Origin of the sequence: Aerococcus sp. NPDC058936, from assembly GCF_042741995.1 — a bacterium.
Classification (GTDB): domain Bacteria; phylum Bacillota; class Bacilli; order Lactobacillales; family Aerococcaceae; genus Aerococcus.
Map to the genome: position 1 here is coordinate 1 of NZ_JBHYKZ010000001.1, position 21035 is coordinate 21035.

The 21035-nt window shown below is 32.8% G+C and carries 22 protein-coding genes; 20 read left to right on the top strand and 2 right to left on the bottom strand.

What is annotated here, in order from left to right:
• Window positions 1–167: 167 nt before the first annotated feature.
• Window positions 168–437 (bottom strand): 30S ribosomal protein S14, encoded by a 270-nt coding sequence (gene rpsN, locus ACFW0C_RS00005; protein WP_378104266.1) that lies wholly within the window; start codon window positions 435–437, stop codon window positions 168–170.
• Window positions 438–759: 322 nt separating this feature from the next.
• Window positions 760–1323 carry a TetR/AcrR family transcriptional regulator gene (locus ACFW0C_RS00010; protein WP_378104268.1) on the bottom strand — a complete coding sequence of 188 codons (564 nt, stop codon included), beginning with the start codon at window positions 1321–1323 and terminating at the stop codon, window positions 760–762.
• Between the two features lie 166 nt (window positions 1324–1489).
• On the opposite strand from ACFW0C_RS00010, the gene ACFW0C_RS00015 reads away from it, so the two are divergent.
• From ACFW0C_RS00015 to ACFW0C_RS00110, 20 genes are all read left to right on the top strand, one after another.
• Window positions 1490–2995 carry a phytoene desaturase family protein gene (locus tag ACFW0C_RS00015; RefSeq protein ID WP_378104269.1) on the top strand — a complete coding sequence of 502 codons (1506 nt, stop codon included), beginning with the start codon at window positions 1490–1492 and terminating at the stop codon, window positions 2993–2995.
• A gap of 22 nt (window positions 2996–3017) precedes the next feature.
• Window positions 3018–3917 (top strand): phytoene/squalene synthase family protein, encoded by a 900-nt coding sequence (locus tag ACFW0C_RS00020; RefSeq protein ID WP_378104271.1) that lies wholly within the window; start codon window positions 3018–3020, stop codon window positions 3915–3917.
• 218 nt (window positions 3918–4135) lie between these two features.
• A complete protein-coding gene (locus ACFW0C_RS00025) occupies window positions 4136–5251 on the top strand; it encodes an ABC transporter permease (protein WP_378104273.1) in 1116 nt (371 codons plus the stop codon).
• A 9-nt stretch (window positions 5252–5260) separates the two neighbouring features.
• Window positions 5261–5956 (top strand): ABC transporter ATP-binding protein, encoded by a 696-nt coding sequence (locus tag ACFW0C_RS00030; protein WP_378104275.1) that lies wholly within the window; start codon window positions 5261–5263, stop codon window positions 5954–5956.
• 279 nt (window positions 5957–6235) lie between these two features.
• Window positions 6236–6340, top strand: a complete 105-nt coding sequence (locus ACFW0C_RS00035) for a putative metal homeostasis protein (protein ID WP_149314769.1) — start codon at window positions 6236–6238, stop codon at window positions 6338–6340.
• A 339-nt stretch (window positions 6341–6679) separates the two neighbouring features.
• A complete protein-coding gene (locus ACFW0C_RS00040; RefSeq protein ID WP_378104277.1) occupies window positions 6680–7174 on the top strand; it encodes a hypothetical protein in 495 nt (164 codons plus the stop codon).
• Window positions 7175–7369: 195 nt separating this feature from the next.
• On the top strand, window positions 7370–7969 hold the full coding sequence (locus tag ACFW0C_RS00045; protein WP_378104280.1) for a hypothetical protein: 600 nt from the start codon (window positions 7370–7372) through the stop codon (window positions 7967–7969).
• A gap of 43 nt (window positions 7970–8012) precedes the next feature.
• Complete coding sequence (locus ACFW0C_RS00050; protein WP_378104282.1) at window positions 8013–8522, top strand: methylated-DNA--[protein]-cysteine S-methyltransferase; 510 nt, start codon at window positions 8013–8015, stop codon at window positions 8520–8522.
• A gap of 548 nt (window positions 8523–9070) precedes the next feature.
• On the top strand, window positions 9071–10189 hold the full coding sequence (locus tag ACFW0C_RS00055) for a galactokinase (RefSeq protein ID WP_378104285.1): 1119 nt from the start codon (window positions 9071–9073) through the stop codon (window positions 10187–10189).
• Complete coding sequence (locus tag ACFW0C_RS00060; protein ID WP_378104287.1) at window positions 10189–10932, top strand: NDP-sugar synthase; 744 nt, start codon at window positions 10189–10191, stop codon at window positions 10930–10932. The genes ACFW0C_RS00055 and ACFW0C_RS00060 overlap by 1 nt, the downstream gene beginning before the upstream one ends.
• Before the next feature lie 37 nt (window positions 10933–10969).
• Window positions 10970–12079 carry a DegT/DnrJ/EryC1/StrS family aminotransferase gene (locus tag ACFW0C_RS00065; RefSeq protein WP_378104289.1) on the top strand — a complete coding sequence of 370 codons (1110 nt, stop codon included), beginning with the start codon at window positions 10970–10972 and terminating at the stop codon, window positions 12077–12079.
• Window position 12080: 1 nt separating this feature from the next.
• A complete protein-coding gene (locus ACFW0C_RS00070; protein ID WP_378104292.1) occupies window positions 12081–12701 on the top strand; it encodes a sugar transferase in 621 nt (206 codons plus the stop codon).
• 17 nt (window positions 12702–12718) lie between these two features.
• On the top strand, window positions 12719–13339 hold the full coding sequence (locus ACFW0C_RS00075; RefSeq protein ID WP_378104293.1) for an acetyltransferase: 621 nt from the start codon (window positions 12719–12721) through the stop codon (window positions 13337–13339).
• A 14-nt stretch (window positions 13340–13353) separates the two neighbouring features.
• Window positions 13354–14475: a glycosyltransferase gene (locus ACFW0C_RS00080; RefSeq protein ID WP_378104295.1), complete on the top strand. Its 1122-nt coding sequence runs from the start codon at window positions 13354–13356 to the stop codon at window positions 14473–14475.
• Between the two features lie 11 nt (window positions 14476–14486).
• The gene (locus ACFW0C_RS00085; protein ID WP_378104299.1) at window positions 14487–15386 is read left to right on the top strand and encodes a glycosyltransferase; all 900 of its coding nucleotides are present in this window, start codon (window positions 14487–14489) and stop codon (window positions 15384–15386) included.
• Window positions 15387–15398: 12 nt separating this feature from the next.
• Window positions 15399–16250 carry a glycosyltransferase family 2 protein gene (locus tag ACFW0C_RS00090; RefSeq protein ID WP_378104300.1) on the top strand — a complete coding sequence of 284 codons (852 nt, stop codon included), beginning with the start codon at window positions 15399–15401 and terminating at the stop codon, window positions 16248–16250.
• Entirely contained in the window at window positions 16243–17499 is a 1257-nt protein-coding gene (locus tag ACFW0C_RS00095; RefSeq protein ID WP_378104302.1) for a hypothetical protein, read from the top strand. The genes ACFW0C_RS00090 and ACFW0C_RS00095 overlap by 8 nt, the downstream gene beginning before the upstream one ends.
• 7 nt (window positions 17500–17506) lie before the next feature.
• Window positions 17507–18406, top strand: coding sequence for a glycosyltransferase (locus ACFW0C_RS00100; RefSeq protein WP_378104305.1), 900 nt, complete (start codon window positions 17507–17509; stop codon window positions 18404–18406).
• A gap of 14 nt (window positions 18407–18420) precedes the next feature.
• Complete coding sequence (locus ACFW0C_RS00105) at window positions 18421–19824, top strand: lipopolysaccharide biosynthesis protein (protein WP_378104308.1); 1404 nt, start codon at window positions 18421–18423, stop codon at window positions 19822–19824.
• Between the two features lie 11 nt (window positions 19825–19835).
• On the top strand, window positions 19836–21035 hold the full coding sequence (locus ACFW0C_RS00110; RefSeq protein ID WP_378104309.1) for a polysaccharide pyruvyl transferase family protein: 1200 nt from the start codon (window positions 19836–19838) through the stop codon (window positions 21033–21035).

Here is a 21035-nt window from a genome sequence, read left to right on the forward strand (position 1 = left end):
GGTTAACTTTATGATAATGGAGATTCCTCTTTTTTTGTAAAAAAATATAGAACCAATGACTTTTTCAAGTCATCAGTCCTATATATTGTAGAGCCTTTTAATATTGCAATATAAATGAACCCTAGATAACAAAAATGGCTACTAGGGTATTGATCTTACTTATTAATTTAGAAAGATGCTTTTTTCACACCAGGGATTTTTCCTTGGTGAGCTAATTCTCTAAAACGGATACGACTAACTCCAAATTTACGCATATAACCGTGTGGACGACCATCAATTCTGTCTCGATTGTGTATACGGGTAGGTGAGGCGTTACGTGGTAATTTGCTTAAACCTTCATAGTCACCAGCTGCTTTTAACGCGTCACGTTTTTCTCTATATTTTTCTACGGTTGCTAGTTGTTTTTGTGCTTTTTCAATCTTTGATTTCTTAGCCATAAATAATTCCTTTCTGTACCTTGTGTTGGGAAATGCTCTGAAAATAGTGAATATAACATTCCGAAAAACTAATCGTAATCATTACGATTCTAGCTACTTACTATTAGAAAGTCAAGTAGAAAGAAATATGGCAGAAAATATGAATTCGGCTAGTGCAGGTGCCAGATGAAAAAAACGAACCGTCAAATACGGCAATGTGCAAAAATGATATTAAAGTCTATAAACAAGTAAAAGTGAAAGAGTTGATTGAGATACATTTCAATCAACTCTTTTTTTTGACCCGATAGTCGGGAGGTATTTACATATGAAACACCCTATTCAATTAGATAATTCCATGCAGAAATAAATCAACCATTTCTTCCAAAGCAATCGTTTTGGTGATTGTGTGTTTAGAAGAAATATAAGGGGCTAGTGTCACAAAGAAATATGTGGCGATTTTATCTCCAGTGAGCTGAGGTTTTAATTGCTTTTCGTAATCATCAAATAATAAGATGAACGGCCGTTTATAATTTTCTTGAAAGATTTGATATAGGATACGTCTACTTTCAACGGAAATATCTGCTTGCATATCTTGCATCATAGTATAGATATCCATATCTTGGTTATCTTGTAGATAATAAGACATTTGTAAAAGTTTACCAGCTAGGTCAAGCTGGTCATTTTCAACAATGGCTAATAGGTCAGTGTACACTTCCCCACCTATTTCATCTAAAACCCCAAGATAAAGACTTTCCTTGTTTTTAAAATGATAATACAAGTTTGGCTGTGTAATCCCAACTTCTTTCGCAATCATTCTAGTAGAGGTAGCTTTATAACCGCTAGACATAAATTTATTCCGTGCAACTTCAATAATACGTCTTCTGCTTGAAGAATCTTTTAAGGACATGATGAGATGAACTCCTCTCTATTTATTATTATAGCTTGATTCCAAAAAAAAGCCATGCATAAATCCCATATACTTGATAAGTCATACCGTAAATGGTAATCTGTTATTAATAAAACTTATCAACTGATAAAATAATAAAATGGATCTATAAAAGGGGACCAATAACATGACAAGTAAAGAAAAAATCGCAATCATTGGGGCAGGGATAGGTGGCTTGTCTGCAGCTATCCGCTTGCAGCATGCAGGCTACCAAGTTGAAATTTTTGAGAAAGAATCGTTGCCGGGCGGTAAGATGAACCAGATGGCAGTGGATGGCTATACCTTCGATGTAGGTCCAACGATTGTTATGTGGCCAGAAGCATATAGAGAGCTTTTTACCTTAACTGGTCGGGACCCGGAAGATTACATCCCTATGCAGAAGCTAACCCCGATGTATGACGTATATTTTAAAGGAGACCCTTACCGCCACTATAGCGTGAGTAATGACTTGACTGATTTAATGGCTTTAATGGAATCTAAAGATCCTCAAACTGCACTTGGTTTTCTTCAATATCTTGCAGAGATGTACCAACGATATCAAGTGGCTATGGACCATTTTATTAGGCGCCCATTTAGACATAAATCGGATATTTACAATCCTTCTATGCTGATCAATGCGCTTAAATTAAAAACATTTGACAGTGCAGAACATATGATGGCGAAATTTATTCCAAATAAAGATATTCAGCAGTTAATGGCTTTTCAAACGCTTTATATAGGCGTTTCCCCTAAAAATGGGCCTTCACTTTATAATATGATTCCAATGATTGAACTACTATACGGCATTCATTATGTTAAAGGTGGCATGCACACCGTTGCTAAAGGCTTTGCTGAATTGTTTGAAGAGTTAGGTGGCGTCATTCACTATAACACACCAGTGGATAAGATTTTAATTGACGAACAACAAGTAAATGGTTTACAAGTTGGCGAACAATTTATTCCTAGTAAAAGAGTGATTTCAAATGCTGATTTCCCATATACGATGAAACATTTAATCGATGGCGATGTAAACCGGGGTAAATATACAGCCAAGAAGATAGACCAAATGGATTACTCTTGCTCTTGTTTAATCTTTTACTGGGGAGTGAACGGTACGTTTAAAGATTTGAAGACCCATAACTTTATCATCTCAGAGGATTTAGACGATAATATGGCACGGATTTTTGACGGACGTTTGATTGACAATCCATCAATATACCTTCACGTACCTTCCCAAGTTGATGAAACTCGTGCACCAGAAGGAAAAGCTAATTTCTATCTCCTGATGCCAGTGTCAGAATTAGGCACAGCACAGTATGCTTATGACCAATCCACAGTGCAATTTTATAAAGAGAAAGCCTTGGAAACATTGGCAGGTATACCTGGATTAGAAGACCTTGAAAGTCAAATTGAAGTAGAACGTGTATTTACGCCTAATGATTTTGAATCCCACTATAATGCATATCGCGGGGCTACTTTTGGTTTGCAACCAACCTTAATGCAAAGTAACCACTTCAGACCGCAAGCAAAAGCTGAAAATGTGTCGGGTTTATATTTCACGGGTTCCTCCACACATCCAGGTGCAGGGGTCCCTATAGTCATCGAGAGTGGCAAAATTTGTGCCGATGAGTTGATGTTAGATGACGAGGGTTAGAGTTAGAGAGGAAAGGGAGATTATGGCAAGAAATCGTTTGCTTAGCGCATCTTATAAAGCTTCTGAAAATACGATGGCAGAAGCATCAAAGAGTTTTTACCAAGCTTTTCGTTTGCTACCAAAAGAGGCATTTGAAGGTGTTGCAGCTTTATACGCCTACAATCGATATGTAGATGATATTGCAGATAGCGGAGACCTCACACAAGAAGAAGCTCTGGGAAAGTTAGATGTTTTAGAAGCACAAATTCTAAATATAGAAACGAGTGAAGAGGAACCATTTGCTTGGTGGTTGGCCTTCAAAGATACGGTATCCACCTATCAAGTGTCTACGGATGCTTTATTGAAACAAATCCAAGGACAACGAATGGATATTTTAGGCCATAAAGTAGTGGATATGGCAGATTTGGTGGCCTATTCATCTAATGTTGCAGGATCAGTTGGGGAAATGCTGCTACCCTTATTAGTTGATAAAGATACGCCTATAAGTGAAACACTGCGTCAAGCAGCTATAGATTTAGGTATTGGCATGCAATTAACCAATATTTTAAGGGATGTGGGGGAAGACTATCGGGATAGACAACGCATCTATTTACCTCAAACGCTACTTGATGCCTACAATGTAGATGAAGCAATGATCAAACAGTTGTCATATGAGGCTGGCACTATTCCGCAAAAATGGATTGATTTGTGGGAGCATCTAGCTCAGATTGCTGACCAGTACTACTATAGTATTGAACCCTTTCTAAAAGACTTTAGCCAAGCAGCACAACTACCCATCCTAACGTCTGCTTATATCTACCATGGCATTGGTGATGCTGTTAGGAAAGCGAATTACAATTGCTTTACTCAAAGAAATTATACCAGTAGCGTTGAACGGGCCCGCTTGATTTACCAAGCGAAGAAGGTGTTAAAAGACACATAAATCTAGTCGCAAAACCCCTTAATAACGCGGATGAGCCCTTATTTTAGCCTATTTTTTGGATGATTAGCGTGTCAAACATGCAAACTTATTAATAGGACTAAAACAAGAATAGGCCTGCGTTTTATAGACACTAGTCATCACATCTGGCTTACAAGAATAGCTGGATTTTTGACGATGAATAAATAGATGTAACAGATAGAGAGAGGAAGCAAGTAGGCATGTTTTTAGCCATTAAAGAAATATTATATGCAAAGAAAAAGTATAGTTTGGTTGTTGGTGTCATGTTTTTGATTGCCTTTTTAGTTTTTTTCTTAATTAGTTTGGCTTTTGGTCTAGCGATGGAGAATAGAATTGGGATTGACCAGTGGCAGGCTGACCAAATCATCTTGACAGAAGAAGCAGATGGGACAATTAGTCGCTCTAATATAAATGAAGCAGATTATGATGCGGTTGATGCAGATAGTAAAGCTTCAATATTACAGACGCCAACCAATATGCATTCAGATGATATCGAAAATGATGAACAACTATCTATTTCCCTATTTGGTATTGATTTTGATGACTTTATTGCGCCTAAAGTCACTGAAGGGCGTCAGGTAGACGCTGATAACGAAGCCTTAATTGATGATAGTCTAACTGAACAATATGGCCTAACAATAGGGGATACTGTAACGATTGAAGGACAAGCTTTTGAAGTTGTGGGATTAACGACAAATACGAAATATAGTATTGCGCCGATGGTTCATATCACACAAAATGCTTTTAGAAACATCCAAGATGCTTCTTTAAATACAACGAATACATCAGATAATAGCCAAATGCCTGAAGTTGAATCAGGGCAAGAAGCGACTAATCAAATGATTAATGCGATTGTTGTACATGGTGAAGCAACAAACCTACCTGACGATCTGAAAGTATGGTCAACGGCAGATTTTATCAATAATTTACCAGGATATAGCGCCCAGCTACTTACATTTATCTTCATGATTGGCTTTTTAATTATCATTGCTGCAGTGGTGATTGGTATCTTTATTTACGTCTTAACCATTCAAAAAATTGATGTATTCGGCGTGATGAAAGCTCAAGGTATTTCAACAGGCACAATTGGTCGTTCTGTAGTTGTGCAAACCTTTATCCTTACATTAATAGGTCTAGTATTCGGCGTTGCGGTGACCGTTTTGAGCATTTATTTCCTACCAGCTCAGGTGCCAACCCAAATCAATTGGCTATTCTTTATAGCAGTTGGCGGTTTGATTTTACTTTGTTCATTAATTGGTGCCTTATTCTCAGTGAAAACAATAGTGAACGTCGATCCAGCAAGAGCAATCGCCTAGGAGGTCAATATGAGTGTATTAACAATTGAAAATGTACAGAAAAAATTTAAAGATGGGGATACGGAAATTGTGGCCCTTGAAGAAACGTCATTTACAGCAGAGAAAGGTGAATTTATTGCTATTATCGGGCCATCCGGTTCAGGAAAAAGTACTTTTTTAAGTATTGCTGCCGGCTTACAGGAGCCAACACAAGGTAGGGTCATGATTAATGATAAACCCTTTAGTGAAAAGAAAGAAAAAGAGCGGGCGCGCATTCGTTTTGAAGAAGTAGGATTTATCCTACAAGCTTCAAACCTTATTCCATTCCTAAAAGTATCTGATCAATTAAAATTAGTCGATAAACTATCTAAAAAAGAGAAAAGCCAACTAGATTTACTGGAACTACTAGGTATTGAAAAATTAAAAAATAAATTTCCAGAGCAAATATCTGGGGGGGAAAAGCAGCGTGTAGCAATTGCGCGCGCCTTATATAATAATCCTTCAATTATATTTGCCGACGAACCAACAGCAAGCCTAGACTCTAAACGTGCGATGGATGTGGTGGATGTCTTGGCCAAAATGACCAAACAACAAAATAAAACAACTATCATGGTTACACACGATCTTCGTTTAATAGCCCAATGCGATAAAGTCTATGAAATGAATGATGGGGTCTTAACCTTAAGAGAAAATAATGATACGACTAAGGATGCACAGATGGTTTGAGATGGAAGCCTGGTTAGATAGATGGAGTGTAAGAGGATAGTTCAAATAGTGGAAAAAACATTTCCTAATCTATGTTTTTCTCTTACTAGGTCATATCTTTAGCTGTCTTAAAGAATCTATTAGAAGAGGAGACAAACACCTTGTGTTTGCTCTCCTTTTTTTAATCTTTTCTAACCCTAGTTGACAGACATATTGGCAACAAGTAAAATAAATGCATAATCTTAAATCGTAACTATTACGATTTAAGAAATTCAAATAAAATAACAAGGAGGCAGAAGGATGGCAGAAAAAATGGATCTAGCTAGTGCACGGCGCCGGATGAAAAGTCCCAATCGTAAGACACGACAACGGGCACAAAAGGTATTGAAGGCTATAAAGAAATAAAAATGAAAGAGTTGATTGATATCATGTGTCAATTAACTCTTTTTGCTTTCTTATTAGCCCGAGGCCATTTTTTGATTAATTTTTGTTACGTACTCTGATAACAATATATTCTTGCAGATCCATTTAAACCACTATGATAAATACTCTCACTGGGCGACCATCGTTAAATTTCTTTACACCGAAGGCCGACTACCGGATGTCCAGGATACCATAATCTCCTATACTTCTTATCCAATGGGGTCATCTTTGTTAGTATACTTTGCAACTTATCTTGCAGGTTATACAGATAGTGTTTTAATGATAGGGCAATTTGCATTAATACTCTCCTGTATTTACGCAATGTTTTCAGTAGTCAGAGATACTAGTCGGATCCTTATTCTAGCCATGTTATTTAACTTATTTGCAGCTTTTAACCACTTTAATAAGGCAATTCGTATGAACAACCTACTAGTTGATTTCTTATTGCCTTTACTCGCATTAGCTGGAATTGCCGGAATTTATAAAATGCGCCATAATCTAAAAGGCATGAGTATCTATACCTTACTGATTGTTTCAGCCTTAACTCTAGTCAAATCAAATGCTAGTTTCTTTGCAGCACTCATCTTGATTTACTATTTATATGAAAGCTTCAGAAACCTTTCTGGGAAAAAGAGCAAATTCAAATCAAGCTTACTAATCTTATCAACAAGTGTTTTATCCTTTATGCCTATTTGGCTTTGGAACATTCATGTAAAGGCTAATTTCCCTGTGACGAAGCATGAAGTTTCAGTTACCTCGTATCAAGAGGTATTCCAAGCAAAAGATGGGACAATTATTCACCAAATTACTGATTAATTCATTGATACGATTACAAGCCTATCAACTGTTTCTACCCAAGGGATGCTACTTGTACAAGTGATTATGATTGGTGCTTATATCATCATTCACTGGGTAATTGGAAAGAAGAATCCTATCCTATAGCAATTGGCTCTAATTAATATCATTACAATTATCTATTACATTGGTATATATGTGATGTTTCTATTCTCCATGCCAACAGAAGAAGCCTTGTACCCTGCTGGTTTTGACCGCTATGCATCAAGTATGGTCATTATGGCACTTGGACTAGCGGGGATGTTTCTTGCGAGACAAATAGACTATGCTTTATATGAACAACGTATCGAGTATCGTGACTTTAAATCTTATAAAACAATCAAAACGAGAAAACTTTATCAATATGCGACAGTATTGTTATTATTCTCGTCAGCATTATTGATTATGTCAGAATCAGGCGGGTTGTTATATAACGACGTCAATTATCAAACATCAGTTGCAGGTGAAATCACTAGCATAACAGGAAATCATATGACCTTAAATGATGACCGGTACCTGATTGTTTCAACAAATAAAAAAGAAGTCGATAACTATTTCGTTGGTTTCTTCGGTAAATACTGGTTATACTCTCCTGACGTTGATGGTAGAGAAGATTTTAATATGTCATTATCTGAATTTAATGATTTAATTGCATCCTATGTCAAAATTTTGATTTTAGAAGATCACTATACTTTTAATGAAATGACTAAATTAATAAATAATAAAACCTATCAACCTGGCATATATACCAGTAAGGATATTCTAGCCAGCAACTAGGATTCTGTTATAATGTAAAGAATCATATAAAAGGAGTCATTTCATGTTATATAAATATCCTTATACATCTGAATTAGGCATTATTACATTACTAGCAAACGACCATGGATTATTGGGCGCATGGTATGAGAATCAAGAAAATTATGGCGGGCGGTTTGATTTTGATAATGTTCAATTGCTTACAGACCTTCATCAATCAACCATTATTGGTCAAGCAATTAAATGGTTAGATAACTATTTTTCTAAGCAACCGATTGAAACGATTGATTTCCAATTAATGCCCCAAGGTACAGCCTTCCAGCAGGACGTGTGGGCGGAACTACAAAAAATTCCTTTCGGCCAAACTATCACTTTAGACCAGTTAGTAGAAAGAATAAAAGCTCGTCAAACAAAAGGGCTTGGAACAGCTAATGCGATAATTGGGGCAATTAACAGCAATCCAATAGCTATTATAATTCCAAGCCACCGCGTCTTGATACCAAGCGATCAAGCAGAGAATCTACTTGCCACAAATCTTATAGGGCCAGTACTAAGAGAATCTGAAAGAAGTTAATTAAAAAGCATCAAAACCAATTGAAGAATGGCTTTGATGCTTTTTTAGTATATTGATTATGCTTCGTTAGGGAAAACAGATGTTATGGTTCGTATATTTGACAATCCACTCAAAGTGTTCGGATTTTGGGCTAAGATATTATTGTTAGAGCTTTAGTTGAATCACTAGGAAATTCACTTACAATCAATCTCGTGAGTGAATACTTTTTATGATGATTGTCTCTCGGATTATTGGTACGTACACAATGTTCTAATACCTCATGTCGCGTACAGATTTCTAATAGTTTTATCTCTTAACGTTTATTTAACCAATATATATACTAAATTGGACTTATTTTTATTTATATTATAAATTTTTTAGAATAATTTAACAATTATTTAGCAAAAAATGATAGTTACGCCTAAAAAGTGATATTTCTTTGCTATAATAATGAAGAATAACCCAAAATAGATTGGAGGTTGAGAATTTATACCAAATTGTATGAAAAGATTTATGGATGAATATGACAACTCAAATGACTTAAAATTGGTAAAATCACCGCTTCGAATTTGTCCGATGGGGCACATTCAGACTACCAAGGTGGGGCTGTAACGGGGATGGCCCTGGATGCCAGCGTGGATTTGATTTATGCACCGCGGGAAGATCGCTATGTTGAAATTCAAAGTTTAGATTTTTCGGATACAGAATTATTTTCATTTGGCCATGATTTAGAGTATATCCCTGGATTCTGGGGCTCATATATTCGTGGTGCAGTCAAAGTCTTGCAAGCAGACCACGTCTTAAAAGTGGGCTTGAACGCTGTTGTCTCAGGTAAATTGCCTATCGGTGGTTTATCATCATCATCAGCAGTTACAACAGCTTATCTAATGGCCTTATGTGACGTTAACAATATTGAAGTTTCAAAAATGGATATTATTATGTATAGCCATTGGGTTGAATCCAAATTTATTTGTTTGAAAAATGGTATTCTTGATCAATCAGCTAATGTGTTTAGTATGAACAATCAATTGATGTGGATGGACTGCTTAACCAATAAATATGTAATGATTGATAAGGGGGCAGATTTTAAAGACTTTGAAGTAATTGTTGTCTGCTCAGGTATCTCTAAAAATCTTATGGGTACAGACTTCAACAACCGTGTTGAAGAAGTCCGTGTAGCCGGATGGTTATTACTTGAATTAGCAGGTCAACCACTACCAGTTTTAGAAGATGGGAAAGTACGAAATATTCCAATCGATATATATAACAAATACAAATATCAATTACCTAACCGCTTTAGAAAACGTGCAGCACATTTCTATACAGAACAAGAATGTGTCTTAAAAGGTGCAGAAGCATACGCAAATGGCGATATAGATACCTTTGGTCAATTGATGTTTGAATCTGGCAATTCCTCTTTCTACCAACAAGAAAATGGTATTCCAGAAATTAAATTGATTTTTGATATCTTACAAGAAATAGATGGCGTAAACGGAGCCCACCCATCAGGAGCAGGTTTCCGTGGGCCTGTTATCGGTTTAATTGACCCAAGTAAAAAAGAAGACATCAAAGCAAAAATTGATGTCGTTTATCCAGATAAATTCCCAGCCATTAAAGATGTTTACGAAGTCAACTTCTGTAAGACAGATGATGGTGCAAGATTTGTGAATGTGGAGGATCACTGCTAATGAAAGCAATAATTCTAGCAGCTGGTTATGCAACCAAACTTTACCTACTAACTAAAAATCGACCTAAGCCATTATTAAAAGTTGGTAACCAGACTATATTAGATTCCATTGTGGAAAAAATAGTTGCCGTTAAGGAATTAGATGAAATATTTATCGTTACTAATGATAAGTTTCATACTCACTTTGAAGAATGGGCAAAAGAAGCTACTTATGGCATTAAGTTAACAGTAATCAATGATGGTACTTTATCGAATGAAGATCGTTTAGGTGCTTTAGGTGATATTCACTTTGTAATTGAACAAGCAAAAGTTGAAGATGATTTGATGATTGCAGCCGGTGATAATCTATTTGGTTTTTCGCTTGTGGACCTAGTTAGCTTCTACAAGGCGCACGAAGGTAATGCTATATCCATCTACAAAAAAGATGACCTTAAACAACTAATACGTGGTGACACAGCCAATATTGATGAAAATTGCAAGATAATCGGATTTGAAGAAAAACCAACAAATGTAAATTATCCATACGCTGTACCAACTTTCTACATCATACAGAAAGAGGGTCTAACACTCTTCAATGATTATCGAAAAGAAGGATACAATATGGATGCTAACGGGACCTTTATCCCGTGCTTGTTGGATCACAGTACAGTATATGGCTACGTATTTGATGAATACCGCTACGATATCGGAACACTAGAAAGTTATGAGCAAGTCCAGAAACGATTTGCTAATATCAAAGATTAATTTTATGTTGCTGCACATTATAAAGGAGAAATGAATTATGGATAGAATTTTACTAGCGTCACCTCATATGAGTGACGAAGGATACGAACGTGATTATGTAAAAGATGCCTTTGACAAAAACTGGATTGCACCACTTGGTGAAAATGTAAATGAATTTGAAAACACACTAGCTAATATGGTTGGTATTGATCATGCATTGGCTTTGGATTCAGGAACATCAGCTATTCACTTAGCCTTGAAAGCAGTAGGAGTTGGACATGATGATATTGTATTCTGTCAAGATTTAACTTTCTCAGCAACTGCCAATCCTATTATGTATCAAGGAGCACAACCAGTATTCATTGATTCAGAAAGAAAATCTTGGAATATGGATCCAGATGCACTAGAAGAAGCATTTAAAAAGTACACACCTAAGGCTGTATTAGTTGTTCACTTATACGGCGTTTCAGCACAAATTGATAAAATCAAAGCTATTTGTGAAGCCCACAAGGTACCATTGATTGAAGATGCAGCGGAAAGTTTAGGGACTATTTATAGCGGTCAATGGACAGGTACATTTGGTGACTATGGCGTATATTCATTTAATGGGAATAAAATAATTACTACTTCTGGTGGAGGAATGTTAGTTTCTAACAATGAAGAAGGTATTCTAAAAGCTCGATTTTGGGCTACACAATCTAGGGAGCCAGTATTACATTATGAACATAAGGAAGTAGGCTATAATTACCGTCTAAGTAATATTTCTGCAGGAATTGGTCGTGGTCAATTGAAAGTATTAGAAGACCGTGTGGTAAAGAAAAATGTTATTTTTAATACTTATAAAGAAGCTTTCAAAGATATACCAGAAATTGTTATGCTCGATGATCCAGAAAATGAACGCTCTAACCATTGGTTAAGTCCATTACTAATCGAATCAGAAACTGTAACACCAAAGATGATGATTGATAAATTGAATGAAGCAAACATTGAATCTCGTCCAGTTTGGAAACCAATGCATTTACAACCAGTATTTGAAGGTACTGATTTTATTGGATCAGGTGTAAGTAATGAGTTATTCGATAAAGGAGTATGTTTGCCTAGTGATACAAAAATGACTAATGAACAACAACACCGAATAATTGAAGTGATTAAAGGATTGTTTAACTGAAATGAATTATAACAGCGTTTATACTAGATATATAAAACGATTTCTTGATATTTTGATTTCGTTGGTAGCTATCATTGTACTTAGTCCAGTATTAATAATTGTAGCAATATTAGTAAGAATAAAATTAGGTAGTCCGATTTTATTTAGACAACAACGCCCAGGAATGAATGAAAAAGTATTCGATATGATGAAATTTCGCTCAATGACGGATGAAACAGATGCGGAAGGAAATCTTCTACCAGATGATGTTCGTTTAACAACTTTTGGTAAAAAATTGCGAGCAACAAGTCTAGATGAGTTGCCTGAATTGTTTAACATTCTAAAAGGTGATATGAGTCTTATTGGACCTAGACCTTTATTAGTAAAATATCTCCCATTATACAATGATGAACAAAGCAAAAGACATTTAGTTAGACCAGGGTTAACCGGATTCGCACAAGTAAATGGACGTAATGCACAAACTTGGAAACAAAGATTTGCTTACGATGTTGAATACGTTGAAAAAGTAAGTTTCGTATTTGACATAGCGGTTCTTTTTAGAACTGTTATTACTGTATTAAGGCGCGAAGGTGTTTCTGAAGAAGGCATGGCTACTAAAGAGTCATTTAAAGGTAACAAGTAGAAAGTTGGAAATATTTAATGCATGATAAGCTTTTAATAATTGGAGCTGGTGGGCATGGAAAAGTTTGTGCAGACATTGCAATGAAAATGAAAAAATGGACAGAAATTTCCTTTTTAGATATGGACATGCCCAAAAAGGAAATATTAGGTTTAAAAATAATTGATATACCGGAAAATCTTAACCAATATGTTGACAACTATGATTTTTTTATTTCAATTGGAAATAATCATGTTAGAGAACACATTGCTAGTGAGATTGGTAATTCTAATGGAGAATTAGCCACTTTAATTCACCCATCAGCAAATATTGGAATAGATGTTAAAATTGGAAAAGGTACTGCAATTATGGCAGGAGTTTCAGTTAACTCAGGTACAACTTTAGGAGTTGGAGTAATTATAAATACAAATTCTAGTGTGGATCATGATTGTATCATAAAAAACTATACTCACGTTTCGCCAGGCGTAACAATTGCTGGAACTGTTAACATAGGGAATAATTGTTGGATTGGTACTGGAGCAAATCTAGTAAACTCAATTAACATACCCCCTTATACAATTATTGGTGCTGGTGGAGTGGTAATTAATAGTATTCCAGAACAAGGCACATATGTGGGAGTTCCGGTAAATAAAATTAAATAGATTGGAAGGTCACTATGAAAGTTTTGCTTGTTGCAACAGTTTCTACAACAATAAACACATTCTTAATTCCACATATAAAAAAAATACGCGAACAAGGACATAAAGTTGATATAGCATGTAATATTACAGATAACTTAGATTCTGAATTAGTCGAACTCATCGACAATGTTTATGATATTCCATTTCAAAGAACGATTTTTAATAAAGGTAATTATGATGCCTATAAAAAGGTAAATAAAATATTCAAATCAAATAACTATGATTATTTTATAACTAATACAGCTATAGCTTCTGCAATAACTAGGCTTGCTGGTATAAAATATAAAAAAAATTTGAAGTCTATTTATATTTGCCATGGATTTAATTTTTGTAAGGGATCTTCATTATCTTCCTGGATAAAATTTTATCCAATTGAAGCAATACTTGGGAAATTCACTAATCATATTATTACAATTAATCAAGAGGATTTTGAAAGGGCTAAAAAATTTAACAAATCTGTTTTTAAAGTTCATGGTGTTGGTGTAGATACTAGTAAGTATAAAAATCCAAACGCTGATATTGTAAAAAATTTAAAAGATGAATTTAAATCAGATTCAGAAGATAAACTAATTATATCAGTTGGTGAATTATCGGTTAGAAAAAATCATATTGCTATAATCAAAGCTATTTCTGAAATTAAGAATGATAAATTAAGATATATAATCTGCGGTACAGGTCCATTACAAGAAAAACTACAAAATTATATTGATTCAAAGGACTTACAAAATAAAATAACATTACTTGGATTTAGAAAAGATATTTCAGAACTGCTTAAAATCAGTGATATGTTTGCTTTTCCATCGTTATCTGAGGGGTTAGGTATGGCTGGAATCGAAGCGATGGCTGCTGGTGTTCCATTATTAACATCGGATAGACATGGAATAAAAGAGTATGCTATACATGATATCACGGCGTATACAGCTGATCCTTCCGATATAGAGTCAATCAAAATAGGTATAAATAAAATTCTTTTTAACTCTCAATATACGCAGATGTTGTCAGCTAATGGAATTAAAAAATCCGAAGAATTTTCATTATCAAACTCAATTAATGAATTTAGTGCTGTATTTGAAAAAATTTTTAATAAAGATTTTTAAAAGGGGAAAATATGATTGCAGTATTATTATCGACATATAATGGTGAAGAATATTTAAAAGAGCAAATTGAAAGTATAACTAAACAAAGGGATGTTGAGTGGAAGCTGTATATACGTGATGATGGATCGACAGATAAAACTAAGGATATTTTAAAATCGTATAGCTCTAATTCCAATATAGTAGTTGAATATGGTGAAAATTTAGGGTACATTCAAAGTTTTTTAAAATTATTAAATGATCATATTAATGATGCGGAATACTTTGCTTTTTGCGATCAAGATGACATTTGGCAGGAAAATAAACTGATTAAGGCATATGAGAGATTATCCAAATTGCCTAAAAATAAACCAAGCCTGTATCATTCTGATTTGAAAGCAGTTAATGAAAATTTGATTCAAATAGGTTATAAATCATTTAAAAATAGAAAAAAAAGCTTAGGAAGTTCAATCTCAAGAACTTTTGTATCAGGATGTACTTCTGTATTTAATAAGGAATTGGGTGAGTCGGTCATCAAAAATTATCAACTGGTAAAAATTGGGCATGATTCCTGGTTAGCCAATGTGGCATTTTCTGTTGGAGCTGTTGTTTATTACGATGATAATTCGTATATTCTTTTCAGAAGACATTCTAGTAATACATCAAATTATAAAGCAAATTTTTTAAAGAAATTAAAAGTGGAATATAAAATGAATTGGAAGAATAAAAATTCTAAATTGGTAAATGCCCAATTGTTATTAGAAAATTATAATGAACAAATTCCTGTAGATATTAAAGAAGTATTAATAAAAATCGCTACATATAAGAATACATATTTTAATCGCGTACAACTATTATTTAGCAGAAAAATTGATACGGGAGATTGGAAACTTAATTTAATAAACAAGTGGTTAATTTTGACGGGTATATATTAGAGAGGTAAAAATGTGGATAATGTAATTGCTGGTATAGTACTTTTTAATCCCAATTTGGATAAATTAAAAAATAATATCGAGGGGATTTACAATCAGGTTAACAAAATTATTCTGATTGATAATAATTCAGATAATTTTAATGAGGTTGAAAATCTTATATTAAATCATTATAAAAAACAGTGTGTAGTTATATCTAATTCGAAAAATAAGGGGATAGCATTTGCATTAAACCAAATTATGCATGAAGCAAACGACAATAATTATGATTGGTGTTTATTATTAGATCAAGATTCAGTTAGCCCCTTGAATCTTGTTAGTAAATTGTCTAAATATTCAGATATAAACGACGTGGGAATTATTAGTCCCTCGGTTCAGGATAAAAATTCTAATGAATTTCTCTCCCACGGTCAGGGGGAGGTCCAATTGGTAGACCAAGTTATTACTTCAGGCGCATTGTATAATACGAATATTTGGAACAAGATAGGTCGTTTTGACGATAATCTATTTATTGATTCAGTCGATTTTGAATATTGTTATAGAATAAAAGTAAATGGATTCAAAATTATTCAAGTTAATAATATTGTATTAGCTCATGAATTAGGTAATATGGAAGAAAGGCAGTTTTTCTTCTGGACAGTATCAGTTTTAAATCATTCAGCTTTCCGTAAGTATTATATCATTCGAAATGCCATCTATTTTTGGAAAAAACATCACCATCAATCTATTATTAAAGTATTATTGAGAATTGTAAAACAATATTTGATTGTCTTGTTATTTGAACAACAAAAAATAAGTAAATTCAAAGCAATGAATAAGGGTTTTTTCGACGGAATATTAATGAAAGTTGGTGGTATTCTTGAGTGAATTAAGAACTAATAGTATTAAATTTAAGTATGATAAAAAATTTAGCATAAATTTACTTTTATTCTTTATGTTAATTTATATGATGTTTCCCTCAAATTTTTCTGCTTTAAAATTATTCTTAAGTTTTGTACTATCTTTTATGGGTTTAGTTAATATAGTAAATACTAAATATCTTTATCGATCAAAATTATTTTTGGGTGTAATTGCTTTTTTGATCATTTCGACGTTATATTTTTTACTTGGATTAACTAATGGCTTCTCTTTAGATGGAGCGATACTCAGGGTTTATCTATTACAACCAATAGTTATTTATTTGATTAGTACTTTCATTACAGATACTGAAGGATTCAAGTACTTTTTTACAGGTATACAAAATATTACAACTATTATTTTGATTTATGATTTACTATTCATGTTAGGAAATATTGGTGTAATTCCTCAACTTATTTTTTGGGAAGAAGGATTAGCAATTGTTGATGAAAACTTCCTAAGTGTGAGGTTAGGAAACATGAACTCGTTAATGTTTCTTTTACCAATGGAAATATTTACTTTATTAAATTTCGATAATCACGGTAAGCAAACAACTTTTAACAATATTATTGGTTTTTTAGTAATACTATTGTCAGGAAGAAGGGCCTTACAAATAATATACATCCTGGCCTTATTAATTAGCTTAACCTATGCAATTCTAATAAAAAAAACAACAATCAAAAGTTTTTTAACATCTATATTAAAAGTACTCGGCATTTTAGGGGGACTTTTTGGGGCTATATATCTTCTAAATTCAATTTTAGGTTACGACAATATTTTTTCAGTGGTATTTAAAACAATTTCAGATGCTTTTGATTCGGGTTCTGTAGGAAAAGGTGTCCGGGATACACAAACAGAAGTGTTATTAAAAGAATGGAAAAGTGCTCCTATTTTTGGAAAAGGATTGCAAGCATTCGTACCTTATTATTTAAGATCTCATACAACTAAGTGGTCGTATGAAAATTTCTACTATGCATTCTTATATCAAACAGGTATTGTAGGTTTTACATTCTACGGTATATATATAATAAATATTTTTAAGAACATATTTATTAATATAATGAAAACTACCAATTATAAAATGGAAGTTTCTTATATGAGTGTTGGATTAGGTTTTTTATCTTATTTACTAGCATCTTCCTCAAATCCAATGATGTTAAGTATTTGGCCATGGATTATTGTTGTAATAGCCTGTGATTTAAACTTAAAAGAAAGATAGGGAACAGATGGAAAAAATATTAATTTTAATGTCTACTTACAATGGAGAGAAGGATTTAGAAACATTATTAAATAGCCTTTATAATCAAAATGATGTTACAGCTTCATTATTAGTCAGAGACGATGGATCAACAGACAGAACTGTAGAAATATTGAAGTCATGGAGAAATAAGCTAGATATCAAAATATATAGTGGTGAAAATTTAAAACCTGCAAAAAGTTTCATAAATTTACTTTCAGAAGCAAAATCATTAAATTTTAAATATTACGCTTTTTGTGATCAAGATGATTTTTGGCTACCAAATAAATTAAAGACCGCTGTAAGTAAATTAAAAGGAAATTCTAAACCGTCTCTATATATTGGATCAGCAACCTTGGTAAATGATGAATTAAAAAAAATTGGGGAAAATACAGTGGGTGATATATTGACATTTGGAGCAGCATTATTTAGAAATAATGCTCAGGGTGCTACCATGGTATTTAATCAAGAATTATTGGCACTTGTGAACAAGTTCTTCCCTAGAGAATTATATATGCACGATTCATGGGTGTATCAAATAGCATTGGGTACAAATGCTAGGATATATAGCGATAATGATCCTTACATTTTATATAGGCAGCATACTCAGAATGTTGTAGGGGTTAAAATTAATTTATTGGATAAAATTCAATACCGGTTTCTTAAATTGGTCAATAAAGATGACAAGAAAAACCTTCAAGCTCAGGAGTTAAAAGAAGGGTATTCAAATTATTTAACTAAAGAGGATAATGAAATTCTAGAATGGTATATTAGTTATAAACACAATTTTAGATCAAAACTCAAATTACTATCCACAAAAACTATTTACCCCAAGAACATTTCAAAAAAAATCTTACTAATGTTCGATATATTATTTAATGCAATATAGATTGGAGTTGCAATATGGATAGATACAAAAAACTATTAAGCAATTCCTTTATTTTCACTATCGCAAATTTTGGTAGCAAGATAATTACTTTCCTGATGGTACCGTTATATACTAATTATCTTAATCCAAATCAATACGGATCAGTTGACTTGATAACTACCACGGTTAGTCTGTTGGTTCCGTTGTTGAGTATGGAAATAGGCCAGGCAATTATTCGATATAGCATAGAAAACACGGATTTTAGAAACAGGAAAAAAATATTTAATAACATGATTCTATTTTCGTTAGGACTTTTGTTATTTATTGTTTTTGCTGTTATTTCTTTAAAGGTTTTGAATGTAAAAATAAATTATTCTTTCTATTTTTCTTTATTGTTGTATAACTCAATTTTAAATTCACTGTTTTCACAGTTTGTCAGAGGAATCGGGCGTGTAAAACAATTTGCATTTAATGGTGTTATTACGACATTTGTAACAGTTATTTTGAATATAATATTTCTTGTATTCGGGGGATTAGAAGTTGCAGGATATCTTTTATCGATGATTCTTTCATTAGTAATTTCTAATATTTACCTACTAATTTCTGCAAAAGAATTTATAAATGTAAATAATTTAAAAGGTAGTAAAGCCCAATTAAAAGAAATGATTCATTTTTCTATACCACTAATACCAAATAGCTCAATGTGGTGGCTTATCAATAGTTCAACAAGATATTTTATTTTGTATTTTGTAGGTACTGAAGGAAATGGCTTATTTGCAGTAGCTAATAAAATCCCATCTATAATTTCTTTGATAAATACAATTTTTTCTCAGGCTTGGCAAATATCGTCATTTGAAGAATATAATTCAAACGATAGAGAAAAATTTTACGGAAAAATATTCGAAATATATTCTTCAATTTTGTTTATTGCTTCTTCATTGTTATTGATTTTTATTAAACCAATAATGGATATTTTTGTAGCGGAAAACTATTACGAAAGTTGGATGATAATTCCGCCTCTACTTGTAGGTGTCATTTATCAAAGCTTGTCTACATTTCTTGGAATGAACTACACTGCTTCTAAACAAACTAAAGGAGCTTTTACTACATCAGTGTATGGGGCAATTTTTTCAGTGTTTTCTAGTTTAATATTTATACCAATATTTGGAACAATTGGCGCAGGGGTTAGTACGGCTTTTGGGTTTGGAGCAATGTTAATCTTACGTTTGTTTGACACAAGAAAAATAGTGAAAATTGATATTAACATTCAAAGATTTGTTTTTAATAATGTCTTAATTATAATTCAAGGATTTTCATTATTTTATTTAGAATCAATGTATGTATATATAGTTCAAACGTTAATTTTTCTTTGTATAGTTGTAATTAATAGAAGGTTATTAATAAATATTGTTAAATACTCAACAAGTTTTTTAAGATAAGGAGAAATTTTATGAAAAAAATTGGTCTCATTGGGGCATTTGATAGGGATAACTATGGGGATATTTTATTTCCAATTATTGTTGAAAAAGCTTTAAACTCTTTTACAAATAATTTTGAATATACATATTTTTCTTTAATAAATGCAAATTTAAAAGGAATTGGTGGCCTTGAAACACATTCAATTCGAGAAATGTACGAGAAAAATTTAGACACAAGTATTGTTGTGGGTGGTGAAATAATAGATGCAGATTGGATTGCAATGCATTTAAATTTGATAGATTCACAAAAAGAACAATATATATATAGATTTGCCTACAAAATTCTTGGAAGAAAATTTGGAAATAACTACTCTAGAAAAAAACTAAAAGGTAAAAGTAAATTCCCTTGGATTATTGATAAAAACTTGGTGAAGAACACTAAAATTATTTATAATTCGGTTGGAGGAAACACATTTACAAATAAAGATAGAAAAGATTTGGAATATATTACAGATATGTTGAATAATGCGGACTACGTTTCTGTTAGAGATAATTCAACGAAAAAGAATATTGAAGATATAGGTGTTAAAAATGTAATGCTTAGTCCAGATTCTGCTATTATTATGTCAAAATATTTTAATTCTGACAATTTTGAACATTATCTATCAAATGATTTTAGAATTAAACACGATAGCTATAAGAATGAAGAATATTTCTGTTTCCAAATTGGTAATTTTTTTGCACTAGGAAATGAAGAAATAATAGCTAAACAACTGATACAAATTAGTAAGAAATACAATAAAAAAATTATACTGTTACCATTAGGAATAGCCGCTGGACATGATGATTTAGTTGCATTAGAAAAAATTTATAACTTGATAAAAAATAAAGTTGAAACTGAAAATATAATTGACAGAAATATATACGATATTATGTTTATCATTTCAAATTCAGATATGTTTATCGGTACAAGTTTGCATGGAAACATTACTGCATTATCATATGGTATTAGAACTATTGGTTTGGATAATAGGGTAAATAAATTATCTAGTTTTTTGAGAACTTTCTCTGTATCAGATCAATTATATGCAGTGGACTATGATAATATAGAAGAGGCAGTTGAGAAAACATTTTCAATTTCTGAGAAGGAGTTAAGTGATAATACCGATATTTTACAAAACAAAGTTTTAACCAATTTTAAAGAAATTTATAAAATAATAGAGGAGTTGTAG

What these genes read in the sequence shown, in the direction of transcription:
- rpsN (WP_378104266.1), bottom strand. Translation starts at nt 437, where the DNA reads ATGGCTAAGAAATCAAAGATTGAAAAAGCACAAAAACAACTAGCAACC.
- ACFW0C_RS00035 (WP_149314769.1), top strand. Translation starts at nt 6,236, where the DNA reads ATGGCAGAAAAAATGGATCTAGCTAGTGCACGGCGCCGGATGAAAAGT.
- ACFW0C_RS00040 (WP_378104277.1), top strand. Translation starts at nt 6,680, where the DNA reads ATGTTTTCAGTAGTCAGAGATACTAGTCGGATCCTTATTCTAGCCATG.
- ACFW0C_RS00020 (WP_378104271.1), top strand. Translation starts at nt 3,018, where the DNA reads ATGGCAAGAAATCGTTTGCTTAGCGCATCTTATAAAGCTTCTGAAAAT.
- ACFW0C_RS00075 (WP_378104293.1), top strand. Translation starts at nt 12,719, where the DNA reads ATGCATGATAAGCTTTTAATAATTGGAGCTGGTGGGCATGGAAAAGTT.
- ACFW0C_RS00110 (WP_378104309.1), top strand. Translation starts at nt 19,836, where the DNA reads ATGAAAAAAATTGGTCTCATTGGGGCATTTGATAGGGATAACTATGGG.
- ACFW0C_RS00065 (WP_378104289.1), top strand. Translation starts at nt 10,970, where the DNA reads ATGGATAGAATTTTACTAGCGTCACCTCATATGAGTGACGAAGGATAC.
- ACFW0C_RS00010 (WP_378104268.1), bottom strand. Translation starts at nt 1,323, where the DNA reads ATGTCCTTAAAAGATTCTTCAAGCAGAAGACGTATTATTGAAGTTGCA.
- ACFW0C_RS00100 (WP_378104305.1), top strand. Translation starts at nt 17,507, where the DNA reads ATGGAAAAAATATTAATTTTAATGTCTACTTACAATGGAGAGAAGGAT.
- ACFW0C_RS00105 (WP_378104308.1), top strand. Translation starts at nt 18,421, where the DNA reads ATGGATAGATACAAAAAACTATTAAGCAATTCCTTTATTTTCACTATC.
- ACFW0C_RS00060 (WP_378104287.1), top strand. Translation starts at nt 10,189, where the DNA reads ATGAAAGCAATAATTCTAGCAGCTGGTTATGCAACCAAACTTTACCTA.
- ACFW0C_RS00045 (WP_378104280.1), top strand. Translation starts at nt 7,370, where the DNA reads ATGCCAACAGAAGAAGCCTTGTACCCTGCTGGTTTTGACCGCTATGCA.
- ACFW0C_RS00070 (WP_378104292.1), top strand. Translation starts at nt 12,081, where the DNA reads ATGAATTATAACAGCGTTTATACTAGATATATAAAACGATTTCTTGAT.
- ACFW0C_RS00050 (WP_378104282.1), top strand. Translation starts at nt 8,013, where the DNA reads ATGTTATATAAATATCCTTATACATCTGAATTAGGCATTATTACATTA.
- ACFW0C_RS00015 (WP_378104269.1), top strand. Translation starts at nt 1,490, where the DNA reads ATGACAAGTAAAGAAAAAATCGCAATCATTGGGGCAGGGATAGGTGGC.
- ACFW0C_RS00080 (WP_378104295.1), top strand. Translation starts at nt 13,354, where the DNA reads ATGAAAGTTTTGCTTGTTGCAACAGTTTCTACAACAATAAACACATTC.
- ACFW0C_RS00085 (WP_378104299.1), top strand. Translation starts at nt 14,487, where the DNA reads ATGATTGCAGTATTATTATCGACATATAATGGTGAAGAATATTTAAAA.
- ACFW0C_RS00025 (WP_378104273.1), top strand. Translation starts at nt 4,136, where the DNA reads ATGTTTTTAGCCATTAAAGAAATATTATATGCAAAGAAAAAGTATAGT.
- ACFW0C_RS00030 (WP_378104275.1), top strand. Translation starts at nt 5,261, where the DNA reads ATGAGTGTATTAACAATTGAAAATGTACAGAAAAAATTTAAAGATGGG.